Raw genomic sequence first — 19,353 nt, 5'->3', positions numbered from 1 at the left:
CTCTAGGTATTAAAGGGAATCACAATGAAACTTTGGTTTTTTATTCTGCTTGGGGCCTTGGGTCTTAGCTCCGTTTTCTTTTTCATTCAACATCATGTTGATGAGTTGGCTGCGTTCTTTCTTTACAGCCGCTTGAAGCATTTTATCCTTTTCCAAATCAAAGTATACAGCTCCCTCAATCAGTGTTTTCTCGGCTTTGGCATAGACTGATAGGGGATGATTGTTCCAAAGCACCAAATCGGCGTCTTTGCCCACTTCCACACTACCTACGCGATCATCAATATGAAGAAGTTTTGCGGGATTTAAGGTCACGGTCTTCCAGGCCTCAATTTCGCTCATGCCTCCATATTTTACGGTCTTTGCAGCCTCTTGATTCAATCGTCTTGACATTTCCGCGTCATCACTGTTGATGGCAACGGTCACCCCTTGGCTAGCCATGATTGCCGCATTATAGGGGATGGCATCGTTTACTTCGTATTTGTAAGCCCACCAGTCGCTAAAGGTGGAGCCGCCAACACCGTGTGCCGCCATTTTATCCGCCACTTTATAACCTTCCAAAATATGGGTGAAGGTGTTCACTTTAAAGTCAAATTTCTCCGCTACTTTCATGAGCATATTGATTTCGCTTTGCACATAGGAGTGACAACTAATAAAGCGTTCTCCATTTAAGATTTCCGCCAATACTTCCATCTCTTCATCATAGCGAACGGCCTGTCCACTTTTCTTTTTGGCATCATACTCCTTGGCACGCTGAAAATAATCTACAAAAATCTGCTCGACCCCCATTCGGGTTTGCGGAAAGCGTGAGAAACTCTGCCAATTGGATTGCTTGACATTTTCACCCAAGGCAAATTTGATGAATTTGGGCATGTCGGGAAAAATAAGTCCATCTGCGCTTTCACCCCACTTTAATCGAATAATGGCCGATTGTCCGCCAATAGGATTGGCCGAACCATGCAACAATTGAATGGTTGTGACGCCTCCTGCCAAATTTCTGTAAATGTCAATGTCCTTGGCATCGACAACATCGGTCATGCGCACCTCTGCTGTAGAATTGTGACCTGCTTCATTGATGGACAAACCAGCAATATGGGAGTGCTCATCAATTACTCCTGCGGTCAAATGTTTTCCTGTGGCATCAATTACCTTGGCTCTACCAGGATTGAGGTCTTTACCAACCTTCGACACCTTACCATCTTTGATGAGCACATCAGTGTTTTCAAGGATAGTTTCCCCAGTCCATACGGTCGCATTCTTGAAGAGTATATCTTCTTGCCTCGGTTTTGAAGCATAGCCGAAACCAACATTCGGAAAAGTCAGTGGCAGTGCCTTTGATAGGGGCGATGTTGCTTTTACCGGGGATTTTTGATCTATTGAATCGGTTTTTGTAGCGGTAAAACTGGATTCATTTCCGTTGGGCATTATCAGCTTTCCTTTAAGGTTATTTGATTGGGCATCAACCAAGGAAACCAAACGATATGAGTCTCCTTTGCTATCTGTAAATGCCAAGTTTAACCAATTCGATTTGAAACTGAATTTGCTAACGAGCTTTAGGGTGTCTTGTTTAACCGAAGCCTTAGGTTTATTGGGTTCACCTGAGATGGAAATTTGGTAGGTTTTTCCACCTAAGGCCAAGCTGTAATCTCCTCGAATATCTTTTTGATTTCTGTCATTGATGGTACTTCTTACGCCCTGGACCCAGTTCTCATAAAGAATGGTTCCCTTTTCGAAAAGGTCTCCGGAAGTAATTAGAAAATTCGCTTGTCGACCAGGCTGCAACGAACCAATCTCATTGGATTTTCCCAAAATTGCGGCGGGTATTGTGGTCAACGCCTCCAAGGCTTTTGACTTTGAAAGGCCATGGCTGATGGCCTTCATCAGCTTTGATTTAAAATCAGAGGACGACTTTAAACCGTGCAAGGTCAATGAAAAATTGATGTTGCTTTGTTCCAAAACCTTTGGATTCGTCGGAGCTAGGTTCCAATGACGCATATCTTTCAAGGTGACATAGGCCGCTTGGTAAGGATTTGATACATCATAGGCCTTCGGAAAATTTATGGGAACAATCAGGGTGGCATTGGTTTTTTTTATGTCCTCTATGTGTTCATATTCATCACCTCCGGCCAAAATGGTATACTGAACTCCAAACTGGTCCCCAATTTTATCCGCGCGAAGTACATTCCCATTATCACCTGCTGCAAATATCTGTTTTAAACCTTTATTGGCAATAAGAGCTTCCAACGACCGATCTTTTGTTTCCACCTTGCCTTGTGCATACCAGTTCATATCGTGGTGCAATTGTCGCATCAACGAAGTAGCTCCCATTAATGAAGTGGGATAAGACTGGCGTTTTGCAATGCTCTTTTTAAATGAAAAATACTGAGCTGATTTATCATCAAGTATTCTTTGTGAGGCATCCCCTTCGTCATTCAAAGCGACCAAAACCCCAGAACCTCTTGCAATACCGTCCTGTATATGAGAGTTCACGACCCCGAATCCCAGTTTACGGAGTTCTTTTGCCTTTTTCTCATCATAATCAAACTTGGCAATGGCCATATTTTCGGGCATGATGTGGTCATTCCAGTAAAACCCCTCTCGCTCTGCATCGTATTGTGCAGACCTTCCTGTGGATTTTGCTTTTTCGGGCATTTTTACCCCAAATCCTGAAAATACATCAATGAACGATGGATAAATGGATTTGCCCTGAAGGTCTTCTACAACCGAGTTTTTTGGGATACTGACAGTGGCCCCCACTTGAACCACCTTACCGTTTTGTATAAGCAGGGTTCCATTTTCAATTACGTTGCTTGGAGTAATGAATATTTTAGCATTGGTAAATGCAGTGTAGTTGTTGTTTTTGGCTTTGACGCCGTCATTTTTTGGAAAGTAATCTTGTGCAAAGACTGTTGCACATGCCCATAAGAGAGCATAGGTAAGAAATCGTTTTTTCATAGAGCTACCGTGTTGAATTAGTCAGCTTTAAAGGTAACTGAACTGATAGGATTGTACAAACTTCTACTAGAACCTTTCTTTGGCATGATAGCCTATCAATAGACCTACCACGGAATTGTAGCTTTGTATGCCTTCTTCTTGATTATTGGCCTTAAGAAAGGTATTGAATATGGATTTGAAAACTGGCTCCAAAGGGTTTTCATATTTTTCCCAAAATCGGTTCACTTCCCTGAAGTTTTCCCGGACACCTTCGTTTAACCCTTCGACCATTTCTTTGAATTTCTCTCCATCGCGTCGTGCCAAATCCGAAAGGCAATAAGCTAAGGCATGTGAATAAGCGGCATATTGAAAATAGGGGTCGTCGTTGACGGATGTCACCAAAAAACCTAGAAAATTGGTAGCGTCCTCGGCAGAATATCCCAGCTGATGTCCCACCTCATGCCCACTAACTGTGGGGAGCCTAAATTTGGGTGTAACCCCATTTACCTGAGCCTCGTTGGAAAAAGGATTCAAATACCCGCCATACCCCATATAGGTGAGGGGAATGCTATATATGGAGGCTTTCAAACTTCGATGCTTGTAGTCAAAATCCGGGTATTGTTGTTTTAAGCTTTTATATCCTTCTTCTGTTTTCTTAAAGATTTCTTTCCTTGAATATGGAATTTTTACGGGTAAAGTGCTATCACCCGTTATTTCCGTTTGAATCGTATTCGCCCTATTGGTGAGGTATTTTATGAATTCTACTAACTCTTCTTCAGAATACTCTTTGGTGATTTCCAACTTTTCATCGATGGGCAGACGGTAGTAGTTGAGCCCCCACAACAGATGAAAAAGAAAATAGGTAATGGAAAGGACAACAAGAATGTTCTTTAAAAAGCCCAAAGGCTTTGTTTTGATGAACGTCCAATGGCGGTATATGTATCGGATGGCCAAAATACCAAGAATGGTGTACAATACATCCCCGATTGAAAAGGGAATCCATCCAAAAAGAATTCGAAAGAATTGGGAAATCAGAGGATAGATGGCCTGGCTATAGTATTTTTCAACCAGTTCGGGATAACTGCCCAACCACTTCACTAGGATAATTTGTAGGGGCAGTGCCAGTAGAAGGATTGTTTTTGTCCTTTTTCCCATAAATAGACCAATAGGATGGAATGAATTACGAATTCTAAGCTAAGTCTTAATTGTTAGATGACAATGGGAGTACAGGTCATAGATTATTTGAAAAAAGAAAACGCCGCTTTAAGCGACGTTTCTTTCATTGAAATCTATTCTTCTTGGATACCTGTTATTTCCAAATCAAAAACAAGGTCGGCATTTGGCGGTATGGGACCACCTCCTTGTGGGCCATAGCCTAAATGTGGCGGAATGAACAAGCGTACTTTGTCGCCCACCTTCATACTTTGAAGCCCCTCTTTGAAACCAGGAATCAATCTGGCTTCCGGACTGTAATCCATTGGAATTGGGAAGTAACCCCCACCTTGTTTCCTTCTCTGGTCAAATTGGTCAAATTGAACCGCGATTTCTTCATAGTTGCTATCAAAAAGGTCACCGTTGGTAAGCCATCCAGCATATAATACCATCACTTTTTGGCCTATTTTAGGCTGTTCCCCATCCCCTTTTTTAAGGGAATAGATCCGGAGACCGCTTGAAGTTTCTTCTGCATCTTTTTTCTGTTGTTCAAACTGTGCCACCAAATCCTCTTTCATTTTCTTGAAAGCCGCCTCTGCAGCTTTCTCCTCTTCGAAGTAATCTGTCATGATTTGAACTTCATCAAACTTTTTGGCTTCTTTGCCCTTGCGAACTATCTCCACTTTGTTCATTATCACATCAACACTGGGGCGATCTTGTGGGCCGGTAGCTACATTGGCAATGGAATCCACCACTTCGATACCCATGACAACTTCCCCGAATACGGTATGTCTTCCGTTGAGCCATGGAGTCTCCTTGTGGGTGATGAAGAACTGACTGCCATTGGTTTTTGGACCGGAATTGGCCATGGAAAGTATGCCCTTTTTAGAGTGGGTAAGGGTATCATTGAATTCATCTTTGAATTTATATCCAGGGTTACCCGAACCTGATGCAGTAGGGTCCCCTCCCTGAATCATAAAATCTTTAATGATTCGATGGAACGGAACGCCATCGTAATACTTTTTCCCTTTCAAGTTAAGCACCACGGTATCTTGCCCGGTGACTATGCCTATGCTATCTGTTACAAAGGGGCTGGTGCCTTCCGCCAGAGAAACGAAATTTGCCACTGTGACCGGAGTGGCCTCATGGTATAATTTTACAAGAATATCCCCTCGATTGGTTTGGATATCGGCAAAAATTCCGTCCTCCAAATTGGCATATTTACCCGATTTACATCCAACAACACTTAACGCAATTAAAGCTGTTAAAACAATGGTATGTTTCATTTTAATGGTTTTAGATTTAGACTGTCTTGATTGATAATTATGGTATGTAGTTCAATAGTTGATTTTAAAGGTGTTTTGGGTCCTATGGATTCTCCATCGCCTAAGTAGCCATAGGCCTGTAGTGATGGAAAAAGAAAGGTTGCTTTTTCATTTATTTTCAAAAGTTTTACTGCGTTTTGAAGCCCAGGGAACAACTGTTCTTTATCCACGGTATAAGAAGTAGGACCTAAATCATCAGTGGAATAGATGGTTTTTTCATCAAGTGTTCGAAGGTCATACGAAAATAAAATTTGATCATCCGTCTGTGGTGTATAGGGTGAATCATTATTTTGCGTGTCGTAGTAATACCAAAATCCATTTGGACTAGCGATATAGTCATGGAGGGTATCTTGCTTGATGATTTCTTTGATTATTTTTTCCTCTATGGCCAATAAGTTTTTGTTCCGTTCAACGGACTCTTTGAAAAAACTACCTGACTTTACCTTAATAGGTCTGCGGGGTTCTGGGCCGCCACAGCTCACCACTAGAACAAATAAGAAAAGCACAAATAACTGCCTCATGGTCTCAGTTGCGATTTATAGTCCTTTAAGACACTTAAAAAAGTTTGAACCGTTTCTTCCAAGTCTTGATTACTCCTACCGCCCGCCGCATTGGTATGGCCACCACCATTGAAATGGTTTCTGGCAAATTCGTTAACGGAAAAATCTCCAGCAGAACGCAATGACATTTTTATGATACCCTCTTCTTTATTTTCAATAAATATGACCGCAAAAATAATGTTCTCCAAAGTGAGACCATAGTTCACAAACCCTTCGGTGTCTCCTTTTTTAAAATGGTTGGCATTTAACTCTTCTTGACTCAAAGTGATGTATGCCGTTCGAAATTCATCCAGAATTACCATATTGTTCAAAGCAATGCCCAAAAGGTGTAAACGTGAGGGTGAATTGGTGTCATATACCTTTTGATGAATCTCCATATTGTTGGCGCCCTTATCTATAAGGTCTGCCACCACACGATGTGTTCGACTTGAAGTGGAACGATATTTAAAAGAACCTGTATCCGTCATGATCCCCAAGTAAAGCGCTGTTGCAATGGGCTCCGTAATCAGGTTTGTCTCCCCAAGAAATTCCATGAAATTGTAAACCATCTCACAGGTCGAACTCATGGATACATCAGAGTAAGTGACCTTGGCGTAATCGCTGGGCTGCTGATGATGGTCGATCATTATAAAATCGGCATTGGCTCCCTTTAGGAAGTTTTCCATAGAACCTGTTCGGGACAGATCATTGAAATCCAAAGTGAAAATTAAGTTAGCTTCCTTAACTTTTTTTGAGGCTACACCATTTTCTTTTTCGAAATTCAGAATGTGCTCATTGCCAGGCAGCCATTTCAAAAACTTTGGATAGTCGTTGGGAGAAACAACAGAAACCTGATGCCCTTTTTTCTTGAGAAAATGATACAGGGCGAGACAGGAGCCAATAGCATCTCCGTCTGGGTTTTTATGCGGAATTATAGCAATGTTTTGGGGTGATGAAAGAAGCGACTTTATGGTCGTAATGTCTTCAAAGTTCATGCGTGCAAAGATACAATAATATAACATAGAGGTAATTGGTGATGCATTATTTTTGTAGTGAACGAATTACAAAAAATGGAAAGAACGTACCTGTATCTAGTGATGTCCCTTTTGCTTGTTGGTTGCAAGACCAAGGAAGCCTCTGTGGTTGAAAAAGCAGTCAACGAAGAATCGATAAACGACTCTGTTTTTGTAGTCGCTTTTGGTTCATGCGATAAGCAAGATGAAACCAATCCTTTTTGGGACGATGTTCTTGCCGAGACTCCAGATGTTTGGATTTGGGGTGGCGACAATATCTATGCCGATACGGATGATATGGAGTTGATGCAGTCCATGTACGCAAAACAAAAGCAGGACCCCAATTACAAGAAACTCTCCAAAACAGTGCCCATAGTTGGAACTTGGGACGACCATGATTACGGACTTAACGATGGGGGTGAGGAATTTGTAATGAAATCTCAAAGCCAGCAACTCTTTCTGGACTTTTTAGATGTACCAGCCAACGATTCGAGAAGAAAGCAAAACGGAGTTTATGCTGCACATGATTTTAAAACGCCATCTGGGAATATTAAAGTATTGGTACTTGACACCCGTTATTTTCGAAGCCAGCTTGAAAAGGATGAGAACCCCAATAGAAGATATAAAATCAATCGAGATGACGCCGCTACCATTTTAGGACAGGAACAATGGCAATGGTTGCGAAAAGAACTGGACTCCTCCCAAGCTAAATTCAATCTTATTGTTACAAGCATTCAATTTTTGTCATGGGAGCACGGATTTGAAAGTTGGGGGAATTTTCCCAAAGAAGTGGAAAAACTAAAGCGAGTCATTGTTGAATCTGGGGCCGAGGGAGTAATGGTTCTTTCGGGAGACCGGCATATTTCCGAGTTTTCAAAAACCAAACTACCCAGTTTATCTTATCCCTTAGTAGATTTTACAAGTAGCGGTCTTACCCATTCTTATTCGAGCTATACCTTTGAGCCCAACGATTATAGAGTAGGAGAGGTGGTCCCCGTGCCAAGTTTTGGGCTTATTTATTTGGATTTAGCCCAAAAAGAAGTCCATTTCAAAATAATGGGCGAAAATGGCAAGATTTACCAAGAGTTGAAACAGTCCTATTAGTCCTTGCCTCTTGCCCGAAAAAGCGTATGTTTGCGCAAAATTTTGAAAAATGATAGGAAATCGAACCTTTACCATGATCAAACCAGATGCTGTTGAAAGTGGTTATATAGGGGCAATTTTAGAGAAAATAACGGGTGCTGGCTTCAAGATTTCGGCCATGAAGTACACCCAACTGAGCAGAAGGGACGCCGAAGAGTTCTATGCCATACACAAGGAAAGACCTTTTTTCGGAGAGTTGGTAGAATTTATGACAAGAGGCCCCATTGTAGCTGCTATTCTGGAAAAAGACAATGCCGTTGAGGATTTTAGGGCTTTGATCGGTGCTACAAATCCTGAGGAAGCTGCTGATGGAACCATTAGAAAACTGTATGCCAAAAGTATTGGCGAAAATGCAGTACATGGTTCTGATAGTGATGAAAACGCGGCTATCGAAGGTGCTTTTCACTTTTCAGGAAGAGAAGTATTTTAAAAAGGAAAGAAGATAAATGGAAAAGCCTCCTAAACGGGGGCTTTTTTTATTTGAAACCTATTGTAAAATCAGTACTCACCGGAGCACTATTTTTTTTATCAATTCCTGTCCCAATTCTTCGTTTAGCATGGCCATTATTTTGGTCTTACCCAAACTGAGCTCCTCTCGCAGCACCGAGGAGGATAGGGACACATGTAAAGTGTCATTCTTGAGCTCAACCGAGGTAGTGTAGCTATTTACCCCATTGCCCATAAGATTTTGCCAGGCTTCTTTGGCATTCACCCGATCCATTCCTTTTTGGAGCTTGTTCTCTTTTACAAACTCTTTAAGGGCATCACTAAGTGGGATATATGAATTCTGTCTTTTCGCCATTACTTAGGAATTTCTATGGGTTGAAAACGCCTGTAAGAATATTTCAAGCCCTCTTCGTTCATCACGGTGAACGAAACTGAATCAATCTGCAGCAATCTTTCTTGCCAATCAGCGGTCTCAGTGGAATACAAAAAAACAAAACCATCATCCGTATCGGCTAATTCAAAAGATTCTGCACTGTTTGAGGTATTGAAGGAACCATCGATTTTTGGATATACCTTTTTACGAAACCCTTTTTCATTCTCCAAATGGATGAAATCCACGGCAGGACTGGCTCCGTATTCCTTGTTTGAACCATCTGGAAAAGTAACTTCTTCAATTTCCCAGTACCCGTTTAAATGGTTCAATTCATCTGAGGTGACACCGCGACCTGTACAACAACAGAGCAAAAGAATCAAAAAAGAGAGGGTCCACTTCCACATACTACAAGGTAAATATTTTATAACTCTGATGGATACTTTTCACTACTTTTTCAGTGCGCTCTTTGTGAGTGTCACTAATAAAAAGTTGCCCGAAACTTTCTTTGTTGACCAAGGCGACCACTTGGGCCACCCTACTTTCGTCTAGTTTGTCGAAAATATCGTCCAGCAAAAGAATCGGGGTGGTTTGGGCCTGTTTTTTCATGAAATGGAACTGCGCCAATTTTAGTGCAATCAAAAAAGTTTTTTGCTGTCCCTGACTTCCGAATTTTTTGATGGGATGTTGGTCAATGCTGAAAGCTAAATCATCCTTGTGAACCCCAACACTGGTATATTGCAAGGCCCGGTCCTTATCGATGGATGCCTCCAGAAGTTTTTTTAGTTCCCCTTGCGCAAGCTGACTTTCATACGTTAGCATGATTTCCTCTGTAGCCTTATCGGAAATATGGGCATACTGTTCTTGAAAAATGGGAATGAAGGTTTCGATAAAAGCTTTACGCTTTTCATGTATGGAAGTACCCAGCTCATGCAATTGATCATTGTAGATGGAAAGTGTATCTGAATCAAAAGTGTGGTTGACCGCAAAATATTTGAGCAAAGAATTTCTCTGCACCAATACCTTATTGTATTTGATTAGGTTTTGCAGATACAATTTATCGGATTGGGATATGACCCCATCGACAAATTTCCTACGGGTTTCACTCCCTTCGATAATAAGATTGCGATCGGTAGGCGAAATGATCACCAGGGGCAAGAAGCCAATATGCTCCGAAAACTTATCGTATGCCTTGCCGTTTCGTTTAATTACTTTTTTTAGTCCCTTTTTATAACTGCAAGTTATTTTTTCGGTGCGCCCTTTTTTTTCAAACTCCCCTTCAACCAAGAAAAAATCGGCATCATACTTTATGTTTTGGGTTGACACCGGATTGAAGTAACTCTTTCCGTATGAAAGGTGGTAGATGGCATCCAAAATGTTGGTCTTGCCCATCCCATTGTTCCCCACGATGCAGTTGATGACGGGGTCGAACTCCAAATCGATGGAATCAAAATTTTTATAATTAACTAAGGATAAGCGGTTTAAAAACATAAAAATAAGAGACGAAAAGCTTTATATAAAGCACGGAATCCGATTAAGGCTTCCAAAAATAACGAATAAATTACCTTTTGAATTTGGATAAAAACTTTATTTTTGCGCGATTAATAAAACAAAGAATGGCAACATACAAGAAGCGGGGCTTTAAACCAAAAAATAAAGCAGAGGAGGCACAGATTGATGAGGCGAACAGCACAACGGCCGAGGTATTCAGTACCTTGGATGAAAGTGCTTCGAAAACCGAAGCTTGGGTTCGAAAAAACCAAAACTACATTTTGGGAGCCATTGGCGCAGTTGCTATTGGAGTGTTGGGTTTTTTGGGGTACAATGAATTTATCCAAAAACCAAAAGAGGCCTCTGCGGCCAACGAATTATTTTATCCACAACAATACTTTGATCAGGCTCTGAATAACGAGGTTGAAAAAGACTCCTTATTTGCTTTGGCCTTGAACGGGGCGGAGGGGAAATACGGATTTTTGGATATCATCACAGAATACAAAGGAACGAAGGCTGCCAACTTGGCCAAGTATTCAGCTGGGATGACCTATTTGAACCTTCAACAATATCAAGAAGCTATTGCACATCTTGAAGAATTCTCTTCAGATGATGTTATTTTGGGCGCCATGGCAAAAGGAGGCATCGGAGATGCCTTTGCACAGTTGGATCAACCCGAAGATGCGCTAGAATACTATGAAAAAGCGCTAAATCATGACACCAACGATTATACCACTCCAAGATTTTTGTATAAAGCGGGTGTCTTGGCCTTGGACTTGGGCCAAAAAGATAAGGCGTTAGGCTATTTTGAGCGTATCAAGAATGAATATGCTTCTTGGCAACAAGCCAACAATATTGATGTTCTGATTGGCCTGGCCAAGAGTTGATTTCTATGGCTACCGAGAACAAAAATCTTTCCGTTTACGACAAAAGTAAAATCCCGAATGCAAAGAAGTTGCGATTCGGGATTGTTGTTTCTGAATGGAACGACAAGATTACCCATGCCCTCTACCAAGGGGCTTATGATGCCCTTGCAGATTGTGGTGCGATTGAAGAGAATATTGTCCGCTGGAATGTACCAGGTAGCTTTGAGCTTACTTATGGTGCAAAAAAAATGATTCTTACGCAGGAGGTCGATGCCGTTATTGCGATTGGGAGCGTAATACGTGGAGAGACCAGTCATTTCGACTTTGTTTGTTCTGCCACGGCCCAAGGGATCAAAGATCTTAATGTAGCCTACGATGTGCCCGTTATATTTTGTGTTTTGACCGATGATACCTTGCAACAAGCGATTGATCGTAGTGGAGGTAAGCATGGCAATAAAGGCACGGAAGCAGCCATAGCAGCCATTCAAATGGCCGTATTGGGATAAGTTTTCAGAATCACCTTCCCGAAGGAAGAACTCTTAACATTTTTTGGGACGCCCTGTTGAAAGCATATTTTGTTTTTAAGTACCTTTGAAGTTACTCGAAAAGGACTTCATGCGGAATTTTCTAAAGCTAAAAAAAAACCGTTCATATAATTACACGCCCAGATATTATAAGGGAGAGGGTAGTCCTTTTAAAATTGAACACAAACTCGATAAATTTCGAAGTACGGCACAACGGCAAAGGGGATTGAAAAATAAGATTTCCTGGGCTGTGGATGACCTTAAAAATGAGGGGGACAAACATTTAAAACTCCGATTTTTAGTTGTTCTTGTCGTATTGATCTTGATTTTTCTCTTCATCATAGACTTCGATTTATCCATATTCTGGACATCTTAATGGCGGACATCATTAAACTTTTGCCAGACCATGTCGCGAACCAAATTGCGGCAGGTGAAGTAGTTCAACGTCCGGCCTCGGTGGTCAAAGAACTCTTGGAAAATGCAATCGATGCAGGCGCCACCTTGATAAAACTAATTGTAAAGGATGGCGGAAAAACCTTGATTCAAGTAGTGGATAATGGCATTGGAATGAGTGAAACTGATGCCCGTCTTTCCTTTGAACGGCACGCGACCTCCAAAATCTCCTGTGCGGAGGATTTGTTTGCTTTGAAAACAAAAGGTTTCCGCGGTGAGGCGTTGGCCTCCATTGCTGCCATTGCCCATGTTGATATGCTCACGCGAAAGCCAGATTCTGAACTTGGGGTCCATCTAAAAATTGAGGGCAGCAAAATAATTTCACAAGAAATGGTGGCCACTTCCAAAGGCACCTCTATTTCCGTTAAGAATCTATTTTTCAATATCCCGGCGAGAAGGAATTTTCTAAAATCCATCCAGGTCGAATTGAGACACATCATGGATGAGTTTCACCGAGTGGCTTTGGTGAATCCTTCCATCGAATTTCATTTTTATAATAATGGCTCCGAGATATTCAACTTGCCCCAAAGTAATAGTAGACAACGTATCACGCAAGTTTTCGGAAGTAAAATGAAAGATCGTTTGGTGCCCGTGGAAGAGCAAACTGAGGTGGTCAAAGTGTCAGGTTTTGTCTGCAAACCCGAGTTCTCCAAAAAGAGTAGGGGAGAGCAATTCTTTTTTGCAAACGGGCGCTTTATCAAAAGTCCGTACTTGCATCACGCTGTTGTAGCAGCCTTTGAGGGCTTATTAAAGGCAGATCATTATCCGGGCTATTTTTTGTACCTCGATGTGGACCCCAAATCCATCGATATTAACATACACCCCACCAAAACTGAAGTGAAGTTTGATGACGAACATACCTTGTATGCCGTTCTCAAATCGGCAATCAAACATAGTTTGGGGCAGTTCAATGTGGCCCCGGTCTTGGATTTTGAACGGGATTCAAACCTAGATACCCCTTATGCCTACAAGGAAAAAGGAGCGGTATTGCCAAAGATATCGGTAGACGCAACATTTAATCCGTTTGCAGAACCTGCTGAGCCAAAAAAGGCTGTTGGGTCATATCAAAAACCCAATGTGAAAGGTTGGGAAAGTCTGTATTCCAACATTGATGAGGATATTGAAAAGTCCAGTTTCAGTAGTGTACACATTGAATCTGAGGGTCAATGGCAATCCTCCATGTATGAGGAAGATGAACTTTCCCAGGGTAGCGGAACCACATTTCAGCTTCAGCGTAAATATGTGGTGAGCACCATTAAGTCCGGATTGTTGGTCATTCACCAAAATCGTGCCCACGAACGGGTGTTGTACGAAAAGTTTTTGGGTGAAATCACTTTAAAAAAAGGAATTAGCCAGCAGCTTCTGTTTCCACTTTCCATGACGTTTAGTCCGCAGGAAAGAAATATACTTAAAGAGCTTCAAGAAGGTTTGGCCAATGTAGGATTCAGTTTCGAAAAACTCGAAGAAGAAACTGTGGAAGTGACAGCTGTACCTGCCATGGTTTCCGAAAGTAGAATTGGCACGGTATTGGATCAACTTATTGCGAATCATAAAGAGGGTTTTGGTGAAGATTCAATTTCGCAAGCCGATGTTTTGGCCAAAAGCCTATCAAAAAACTTGGCCGTAAAATCTGGAGAGGTCTTGGATCAAGAATCGCAAATGGCACTGGTCAATGATTTATTTGGATGTAAGGAACCTACTTTAAGTCCAATGCTAAAAAAAACATATACAATTATCTCAGATAGGGATTTAGATAAAAAATTAGATTAATGGGTAGATTGACAGAGGCGGTAAAGCACTTGTTGATAATTAATGTCATTTTGTTTTTTGCCACCCAACTGTATGGGGAACAAATGTACCAATGGCTCTCACTGTGGTTTCCAAAAAATGGAAATTTCGAATTTTGGCAGGTTCTGACCCATATGTTCATGCATGGTGGCCTCATGCATATCCTTTTTAATATGTATGCGCTTTGGGCCTTTGGAACGCCCTTGGAACAGGTATGGGGCCGCAATAAGTTTTTGTTCTTCTATTTTTCGGCAGGTTTAGGCTCGGCCCTTCTGCATAGTGGGGTCAACTATTACCTTTTCAATGAAGGTATGCAGGCTTTGGTTAATGCGGGCATGACAGAGACTCAAGTTTTGGATATTATTTCGAGGGGGCAGTATAGTCCAGATTGGTACAATGTCGCTTCAAAAAGTACAATCGATAATTTTCTAAGTGCGTATAACACTCCCGCTGTTGGTGCATCCGGAGCCATTTATGGAATTTTGGTGGCCTTCGCCTTTATGTATTCGGAAGCGAAATTGATGTTAATATTTTTGCCAGTCCCCATAAAAGCGAAGTATTTTGTACCTGCGTTGATTCTTTTGGACTTGATTTTTGGAATTGGAAATATCAATACAGGAATTGCACACTTTGCACATATCGGGGGTGCGTTGATTGGATTTATTATGATGTGGTACTGGAAGAAAAATCAGTTTAACCAAAACCGTTGGAATTAAAAATGGCAAGTGGTGGTTTGCAATATAATTTTGCCAGGCTCAACATCGCGGAGAAACTCATCGCGATCAATGTCCTCATTTTTATTTTAAATGGACTTTCCAAAGCTCTTTTTGCGGTTTCTGTGGATGAATGGTTCCACTTACCAAAAGATATCGGTGCCTTTTTGGGACAGCCCTGGTCGCTGATTACCTATTCCTTTTTTCATGCAGGTTTGGGCCATATCTTTTGGAATATGCTCATGCTGTATTTTACTGGTCGAATATTTTTAAACCTGTTTGACAATCAAAAATTCATCAATGTATACTTCTTGGGAATAATCGTGGGAGGACTCGTATTCTTGACAAGTTATAATGTCTTTCCCACCTTGCTAAATACAAACACGGCTTTAATAGGAGCTTCTGCAGGGGTCACTGCTGTTTTGATTTTTATTTGTGCCTATATCCCCAACCAAGAAGTTCGAATTATATTCTTTAATATTAAGCTTTGGTATGTTGGGGCGTTTTTTGTTTTGGTCGATTTAATTCAAATTCCCTATGGAGGCAATGTTGGGGGAAGGCTAGCCCATTTGGGTGGTGCCTTGCTGGGGTACATTTATGCCAGACAATTGCTTAATGGTACTGATATTGGTTCAGGATTCACAAAACTTTTGAACAGCGTTGGCAACCTTTTCAAAAGAAGTGAGAAGAAAGCACCCTTAAAGACCGTTTACAAAAAAAATACAGCCCGGGGCAAGGCCGTTAACTATGATAAGGAGGCTCGTCAACGTAAGGTAGATGCCATTTTGGACAAAATAAGCAAGTCCGGTTATGAGAGTCTATCTAAAGCAGAAAAGGATTTTCTGTTCAAAGCTGGAAAAGAAGATTAACCTTTGAAGAAAACCTTCTCAATAGCAAGCAAATTGGTTATGATTGCAAACTGGGTGTTTGCTATCTTGTTATTTTTGACCTGTATTATTTACTATTTCACACTTCCCTACCTTTCTGTTTTCAGCTTGTTGGTTCCACTTCTTTTTATTATCAATCTAGTTTTTGTTCTCTTTTGGGCCATAAAACGGAATAGGCGGTTACTTTTATCTCTTTCAACCTTGCTCATCGCATATATTGTATTTGGATCCTTTTATCGCTCAAATAAAGAAAGTGAAACCCATCTTGATTCCGATATCAAGATTATGACTTACAATGTTTGGGGATTCAATAAAAATGAATGGATCAAAGAACCCAACATCGGGGATAAAATTATCGACTTTATTGCCGAAGAGGACCCAGACATTTTGTGCCTTCAAGAACACAGTAGAATACGGTATCGGCAATTACAGCAATATCCTTACAGAAGTGAGACACCGTATTCTCAGCCTAGGACTATTCAGGCGATTTTTTCAAAATTTCCAATTGTTTCAAGTGGTTCGTTGGATTTGCCCAATACGATAAACAATGTTATTTATGCCGACCTTCTTATAGATTCAGATACAGTTCGGATATACAATATACACCTGCAATCCTTCAACATTGTTCCCTCCAGCGAGACCTTTTCGGAAGAACAATCCCAAAAAAATTACAAAAGATTGGTCACCACTTTTGAGAAACAACGCCAACAAGTTGAAATTTTTGATGAACATCGAGCTTCATCACCCTATAGGGTTATTGTTACGGGGGATTTGAACAATACCCAATTTTCCAGTATTTATAGAATTTTAAAAGGCGACCTTCAGGATTCCTTCTTGGAAAAAGGAGAAAAATTTGGCAGAACCTATAACCTCTTTGGGTTTCCGCTGCGCATCGATTACATTTTGGCAGAACCGGAATTTAAGATTCTATCACATCAGAATTTCGACGTCAAGCTTTCTGACCATTATCCCATAGTGGCCACGGTGCGCATAAAATCAGAGGAGTAGGCAGTCCATTATATCTGCAATGATATGTAATAATAAAGCAAGGCCAATTAAGCGGGTTTTCTTGAAAAAAGGAAGAATGCTATATCCAATAATGGCCCAATACGAATGCAAAGGATGGAACCCAATACTGCAACGGTTAGGGTCGAATATTGGTTCTGCCCATAAATGGTCAATGTCAATAAGAATTCCGCTCAATAGTAATAATGCAACCGCGATTTTTCTTTCCTTGAAAAATAAGAAAGCTATTGCCACTGGAACAATAAAGTGAATACCATAATGTACCAAGAAACGCAACATTACAAAAAGGAAATGGGTTGATTCTTGATGTATTGCAAGCTATTGGGGCCTTCATTAAACAAAAGGTCCAATATGCTTAAATCCCCAATAAATCCGTGTCTTTCTTCAAAGACTTGATTGTATTTTTCTTGATGGAATGTTGTTGCTCCTTTAGCATTTACAAGCTGCCTTCGGTCCACCAAATCTTTTGGTGTAATCTCATAAGACTCTGAGCGGGTATTTGAAATTTTTAGGTTCAAACAGTCCCCAATAGTTTGAATGGTTTTCAGATTGAAGTCCAAAAGTTTTTCATCCGAGGATTCGAACAAAGGTCTTAATTCGTCTTCGTAAAACTCAAAATAGGGGGAGGTGCGGTAGGCTGTTTCCAAGGTACGCCAATGTATCTTTTTCCAATGGGAAGTATTATCGACAATCACATCGTTGTACAGCTGTCGCCCTTGATCTGTACCTACGTGTTTTATTGGAATATTGAGCATATGTCTGCCCTGATCGGTACAGATATAACAACGGTTGCGATAGGTCTGCTTTTGAAAGTTATCACAGACTTCCCAAACGACTTCATTTTGAGCAATAGCTGCAAAAGTAATGATACTTGGGAAGTAGGTGGGATGCAGTAAAAGTTTCAAGAATTTTTCTTCTTTCGACGTTTTCGAATAAAATCAAATACAAACCAACCCGCCAGCAGAATAAGAAAGTAGGGGAGGTAAGACACCGGTTTTCCGCTACCGCCAACGGTTGTAAAAACACGTTCCCAACGAGGGCTCCAATTAAAAAGTCCATCATTGAAGTTGTCAAAACTCATCCAAAGGAAAACGGGCTTACCCACGATATGGTCAGCAGGGACATACCCCCAGGTTCGACTGTCTTCTGAGTGATCGCGATTGTCGCCCATCATCCAATAATAATCTTGTCTAAAGGTATACGAGTTCGCTTCCTTCCCATTGATAAAGACCTTTTGTCCTTTTACGTCTACATCATTGTACTCGTAATCGCGAATAATTTTTTTATAAAGTGGAATGGTCTTGTAATCAATTTTGACAGTCGCCCCGCGTTCGGGAATGTAAATAGGTCCGAAATTGTCATTATTCCAAGGATATAGGTTCGGTTTCTGTGGATAGGCCCCACCGTAAACTCCTTTTTCTTCGTTGGTTCTTACAACGGAATCAATATTTTGGTTATTTCGCAGCTTGGCAGCTATCTCGTCGGTCAAGTTGGCCACCCGTGAGCGGGGCTTTTCTTCGGTTAGTGCCAAGCGAAGCTGTCGAATCACCTCGGCGGGGATGCCTTTTTCTTGGGTGATGATTTCAATTTTTCCGGCTTGGTTTCGATAAGCCCCCAAAACATATGGTCCAAGCGCATTGTATTGATTGGAATCTAGGGCATCTGCGATATATTTTCGGGTATAGTCAGAAGCATCAACTTCGGCCAATAATCTACTGGAAACACCCTTACTTGAATAAATGGTGTAGTCATACATTACCTTGGCCCTGTCTGAAAGTTGTAGTTTTTCGCCATTGATATGGACAAACCCCCCAATTACCGCCAAGGAATCACCAGGAGTTCCCACACAGCGTTTTACATAATTGGATTTTTTGTCAATCGGTTTTTTTACAGCCTTCTCTGCCTTGAAAAACTGGTAAAGAGTATCGGAAGGAAGGCTAAAGACAACAATATCATTTTTTTCCACCTTCTCAAATCCAGGAAAACGCAGGTAAGGTAACTGTAGTTTGTTTTTCCAAGAGGTTTTATAGGTCTCGGGATTTACATCTGCGATGTACGACCGCTTTTTTAATCCAGGAAGCGTATCATGAACCATGGGAGCCGCCAGGGTGGTCATGGGTACGCGAGCTCCATAGTGAAATTTGCTCACAAACAAGAAGTCGCCAATTCGCAAAGTGCGTTCCAATGATCCTGTCGGAATGACATAGGGCTGAATAAAATACGTATGGACGAAGGTTGCCGCTACAATGGCAAAAACTATAGAGCTAACCCATTCGCCCAAACCGGTCCTGGGCTTTAAGCTGCGGTCTTCAATATACTTTACATCCTCAGCATAATTAATATAGTATATGTAAAAACCCAGGGTTAAAATCACCAACCAGGTATCCCATATTTTGGTTTTACCAAAACTGCGAATAGTTTCGACCCATACAACGGGGAACATAAGTAAATTGATAATGGGAATAAAAAGCAAAAGCACCCACCACCATGGCCTATTAATGATTTTCATCAAAACAAAGCCGTTATAGATTGGGATCGCTGCTTCCCAAGCCTTTCTTCCGGCTTTAACGTAGAGTTTCCAAGTGCCTAAAAAATGAATCACTTGGATAATCAAAATAAAAATAAGCCACTGTGCTCCGTTCATATATGAATTTATTTCTTAGACTCTTTTCTTGATTACTTGTT

Annotated in this window: 20 protein-coding genes; 9 read left to right on the top strand and 11 right to left on the bottom strand. The window is 41.1% G+C overall.

Annotated elements, in window-relative coordinates:
* Positions 1 to 9: 9 nt before the first annotated feature.
* The 5 genes from EW142_RS05875 to EW142_RS05855 all read right to left on the bottom strand — a co-directional run bounded on the left by EW142_RS05875 (position 10) and on the right by EW142_RS05855 (position 6,942).
* The gene (locus EW142_RS05875; RefSeq protein WP_130610996.1) at positions 10 to 2,952 is read right to left on the bottom strand and encodes an amidohydrolase family protein; all 2,943 of its coding nucleotides are present in this window, start codon (positions 2,950 to 2,952) and stop codon (positions 10 to 12) included.
* A 66-nt stretch (positions 2,953 to 3,018) separates the two neighbouring features.
* Complete coding sequence (locus EW142_RS05870; RefSeq protein ID WP_130610993.1) at positions 3,019 to 4,086, bottom strand: DUF3810 domain-containing protein; 1,068 nt, start codon at positions 4,084 to 4,086, stop codon at positions 3,019 to 3,021.
* 134 nt (positions 4,087 to 4,220) lie between these two features.
* Positions 4,221 to 5,369: a peptidylprolyl isomerase gene (locus EW142_RS05865; RefSeq protein WP_130610990.1), complete on the bottom strand. Its 1,149-nt coding sequence runs from the start codon at positions 5,367 to 5,369 to the stop codon at positions 4,221 to 4,223.
* Positions 5,366 to 5,929, bottom strand: coding sequence for a gliding motility-associated peptidyl-prolyl isomerase GldI (gldI, locus tag EW142_RS05860; RefSeq protein WP_130610988.1), 564 nt, complete (start codon positions 5,927 to 5,929; stop codon positions 5,366 to 5,368). The genes EW142_RS05865 and gldI overlap by 4 nt, the downstream gene beginning before the upstream one ends.
* Positions 5,926 to 6,942, bottom strand: a complete 1,017-nt coding sequence (locus EW142_RS05855) for a DHH family phosphoesterase (protein ID WP_130610985.1) — start codon at positions 6,940 to 6,942, stop codon at positions 5,926 to 5,928. The genes gldI and EW142_RS05855 overlap by 4 nt, the downstream gene beginning before the upstream one ends.
* 75 nt (positions 6,943 to 7,017) lie before the next feature.
* Here EW142_RS05855 and EW142_RS05850 point away from each other — a divergent pair, with 75 nt between their 5' ends.
* Together EW142_RS05850 and EW142_RS05845 are read left to right on the top strand one after the other, a co-directional pair.
* Positions 7,018 to 8,064, top strand: coding sequence for an alkaline phosphatase D family protein (locus EW142_RS05850; protein WP_130610982.1), 1,047 nt, complete (start codon positions 7,018 to 7,020; stop codon positions 8,062 to 8,064).
* Between the two features lie 49 nt (positions 8,065 to 8,113).
* Positions 8,114 to 8,533 (top strand): nucleoside-diphosphate kinase, encoded by a 420-nt coding sequence (locus EW142_RS05845; RefSeq protein ID WP_130610979.1) that lies wholly within the window; start codon positions 8,114 to 8,116, stop codon positions 8,531 to 8,533.
* A 75-nt stretch (positions 8,534 to 8,608) separates the two neighbouring features.
* On the opposite strand, the gene EW142_RS05840 is transcribed toward EW142_RS05845, so the two are convergent.
* The 3 genes from EW142_RS05840 to recF are packed head-to-tail and all read right to left on the bottom strand — an operon-like array spanning position 8,609 to position 10,411.
* On the bottom strand, positions 8,609 to 8,905 hold the full coding sequence (locus EW142_RS05840; protein WP_130610976.1) for a DciA family protein: 297 nt from the start codon (positions 8,903 to 8,905) through the stop codon (positions 8,609 to 8,611).
* The gene (locus EW142_RS05835) at positions 8,905 to 9,327 is read right to left on the bottom strand and encodes a hypothetical protein (protein WP_130610973.1); all 423 of its coding nucleotides are present in this window, start codon (positions 9,325 to 9,327) and stop codon (positions 8,905 to 8,907) included. The genes EW142_RS05840 and EW142_RS05835 overlap by 1 nt, the downstream gene beginning before the upstream one ends.
* Position 9,328: 1 nt before the next feature.
* The gene (gene recF / locus EW142_RS05830; RefSeq protein ID WP_130610970.1) at positions 9,329 to 10,411 is read right to left on the bottom strand and encodes a DNA replication/repair protein RecF; all 1,083 of its coding nucleotides are present in this window, start codon (positions 10,409 to 10,411) and stop codon (positions 9,329 to 9,331) included.
* A 125-nt stretch (positions 10,412 to 10,536) separates the two neighbouring features.
* On the opposite strand from recF, the gene EW142_RS05825 reads away from it, so the two are divergent.
* The 7 genes from EW142_RS05825 to EW142_RS05795 all read left to right on the top strand — a co-directional run bounded on the left by EW142_RS05825 (position 10,537) and on the right by EW142_RS05795 (position 16,650).
* Positions 10,537 to 11,298 carry a tetratricopeptide repeat protein gene (locus EW142_RS05825; RefSeq protein ID WP_130610967.1) on the top strand — a complete coding sequence of 254 codons (762 nt, stop codon included), beginning with the start codon at positions 10,537 to 10,539 and terminating at the stop codon, positions 11,296 to 11,298.
* 5 nt (positions 11,299 to 11,303) lie between these two features.
* Positions 11,304 to 11,783 carry a 6,7-dimethyl-8-ribityllumazine synthase gene (gene ribH / locus EW142_RS05820; protein WP_130610964.1) on the top strand — a complete coding sequence of 160 codons (480 nt, stop codon included), beginning with the start codon at positions 11,304 to 11,306 and terminating at the stop codon, positions 11,781 to 11,783.
* A 109-nt stretch (positions 11,784 to 11,892) separates the two neighbouring features.
* On the top strand, positions 11,893 to 12,177 hold the full coding sequence (locus tag EW142_RS05815; protein ID WP_130610961.1) for a riboflavin synthase subunit beta: 285 nt from the start codon (positions 11,893 to 11,895) through the stop codon (positions 12,175 to 12,177).
* Positions 12,177 to 14,024, top strand: coding sequence for a DNA mismatch repair endonuclease MutL (gene mutL / locus EW142_RS05810; protein ID WP_130610958.1), 1,848 nt, complete (start codon positions 12,177 to 12,179; stop codon positions 14,022 to 14,024). The genes EW142_RS05815 and mutL overlap by 1 nt, the downstream gene beginning before the upstream one ends.
* Positions 14,024 to 14,758 (top strand): rhomboid family intramembrane serine protease, encoded by a 735-nt coding sequence (locus EW142_RS05805; protein WP_130610955.1) that lies wholly within the window; start codon positions 14,024 to 14,026, stop codon positions 14,756 to 14,758. The genes mutL and EW142_RS05805 overlap by 1 nt, the downstream gene beginning before the upstream one ends.
* A gap of 2 nt (positions 14,759 to 14,760) precedes the next feature.
* A complete protein-coding gene (locus EW142_RS05800) occupies positions 14,761 to 15,624 on the top strand; it encodes a rhomboid family intramembrane serine protease (RefSeq protein ID WP_130610952.1) in 864 nt (287 codons plus the stop codon).
* Positions 15,625 to 15,663: 39 nt separating this feature from the next.
* The gene (locus tag EW142_RS05795; protein ID WP_130610949.1) at positions 15,664 to 16,650 is read left to right on the top strand and encodes an endonuclease/exonuclease/phosphatase family protein; all 987 of its coding nucleotides are present in this window, start codon (positions 15,664 to 15,666) and stop codon (positions 16,648 to 16,650) included.
* Here the strand turns inward: EW142_RS05795 and EW142_RS16865 are convergent.
* From EW142_RS16865 to lepB, 3 genes are read right to left on the bottom strand one after another with little or no spacing between them, the layout of a single operon-like run.
* A complete protein-coding gene (locus EW142_RS16865; protein WP_130610946.1) occupies positions 16,639 to 16,947 on the bottom strand; it encodes a DUF6122 family protein in 309 nt (102 codons plus the stop codon). The two genes, EW142_RS05795 and EW142_RS16865, sit on opposite strands and share 12 nt — an antisense overlap.
* Entirely contained in the window at positions 16,947 to 17,573 is a 627-nt protein-coding gene (locus EW142_RS05785) for a WbqC family protein (protein ID WP_130610943.1), read from the bottom strand. The genes EW142_RS16865 and EW142_RS05785 overlap by 1 nt, the downstream gene beginning before the upstream one ends.
* The gene (gene lepB / locus EW142_RS05780) at positions 17,570 to 19,312 is read right to left on the bottom strand and encodes a signal peptidase I (protein ID WP_130610940.1); all 1,743 of its coding nucleotides are present in this window, start codon (positions 19,310 to 19,312) and stop codon (positions 17,570 to 17,572) included. Before lepB ends, EW142_RS05785 begins: the two co-directional genes overlap by 4 nt.
* Positions 19,313 to 19,353 lie beyond the last annotated feature (41 nt).

Origin of the sequence: Flagellimonas allohymeniacidonis (assembly GCF_004296335.1) — a bacterium.
In the GTDB taxonomy this organism is placed as follows: domain Bacteria; phylum Bacteroidota; class Bacteroidia; order Flavobacteriales; family Flavobacteriaceae; genus Flagellimonas; species Flagellimonas allohymeniacidonis.
Note: the sequence above shows the minus strand (reverse complement) of the source record. Positions and strands in the feature narration are given on the sequence as shown.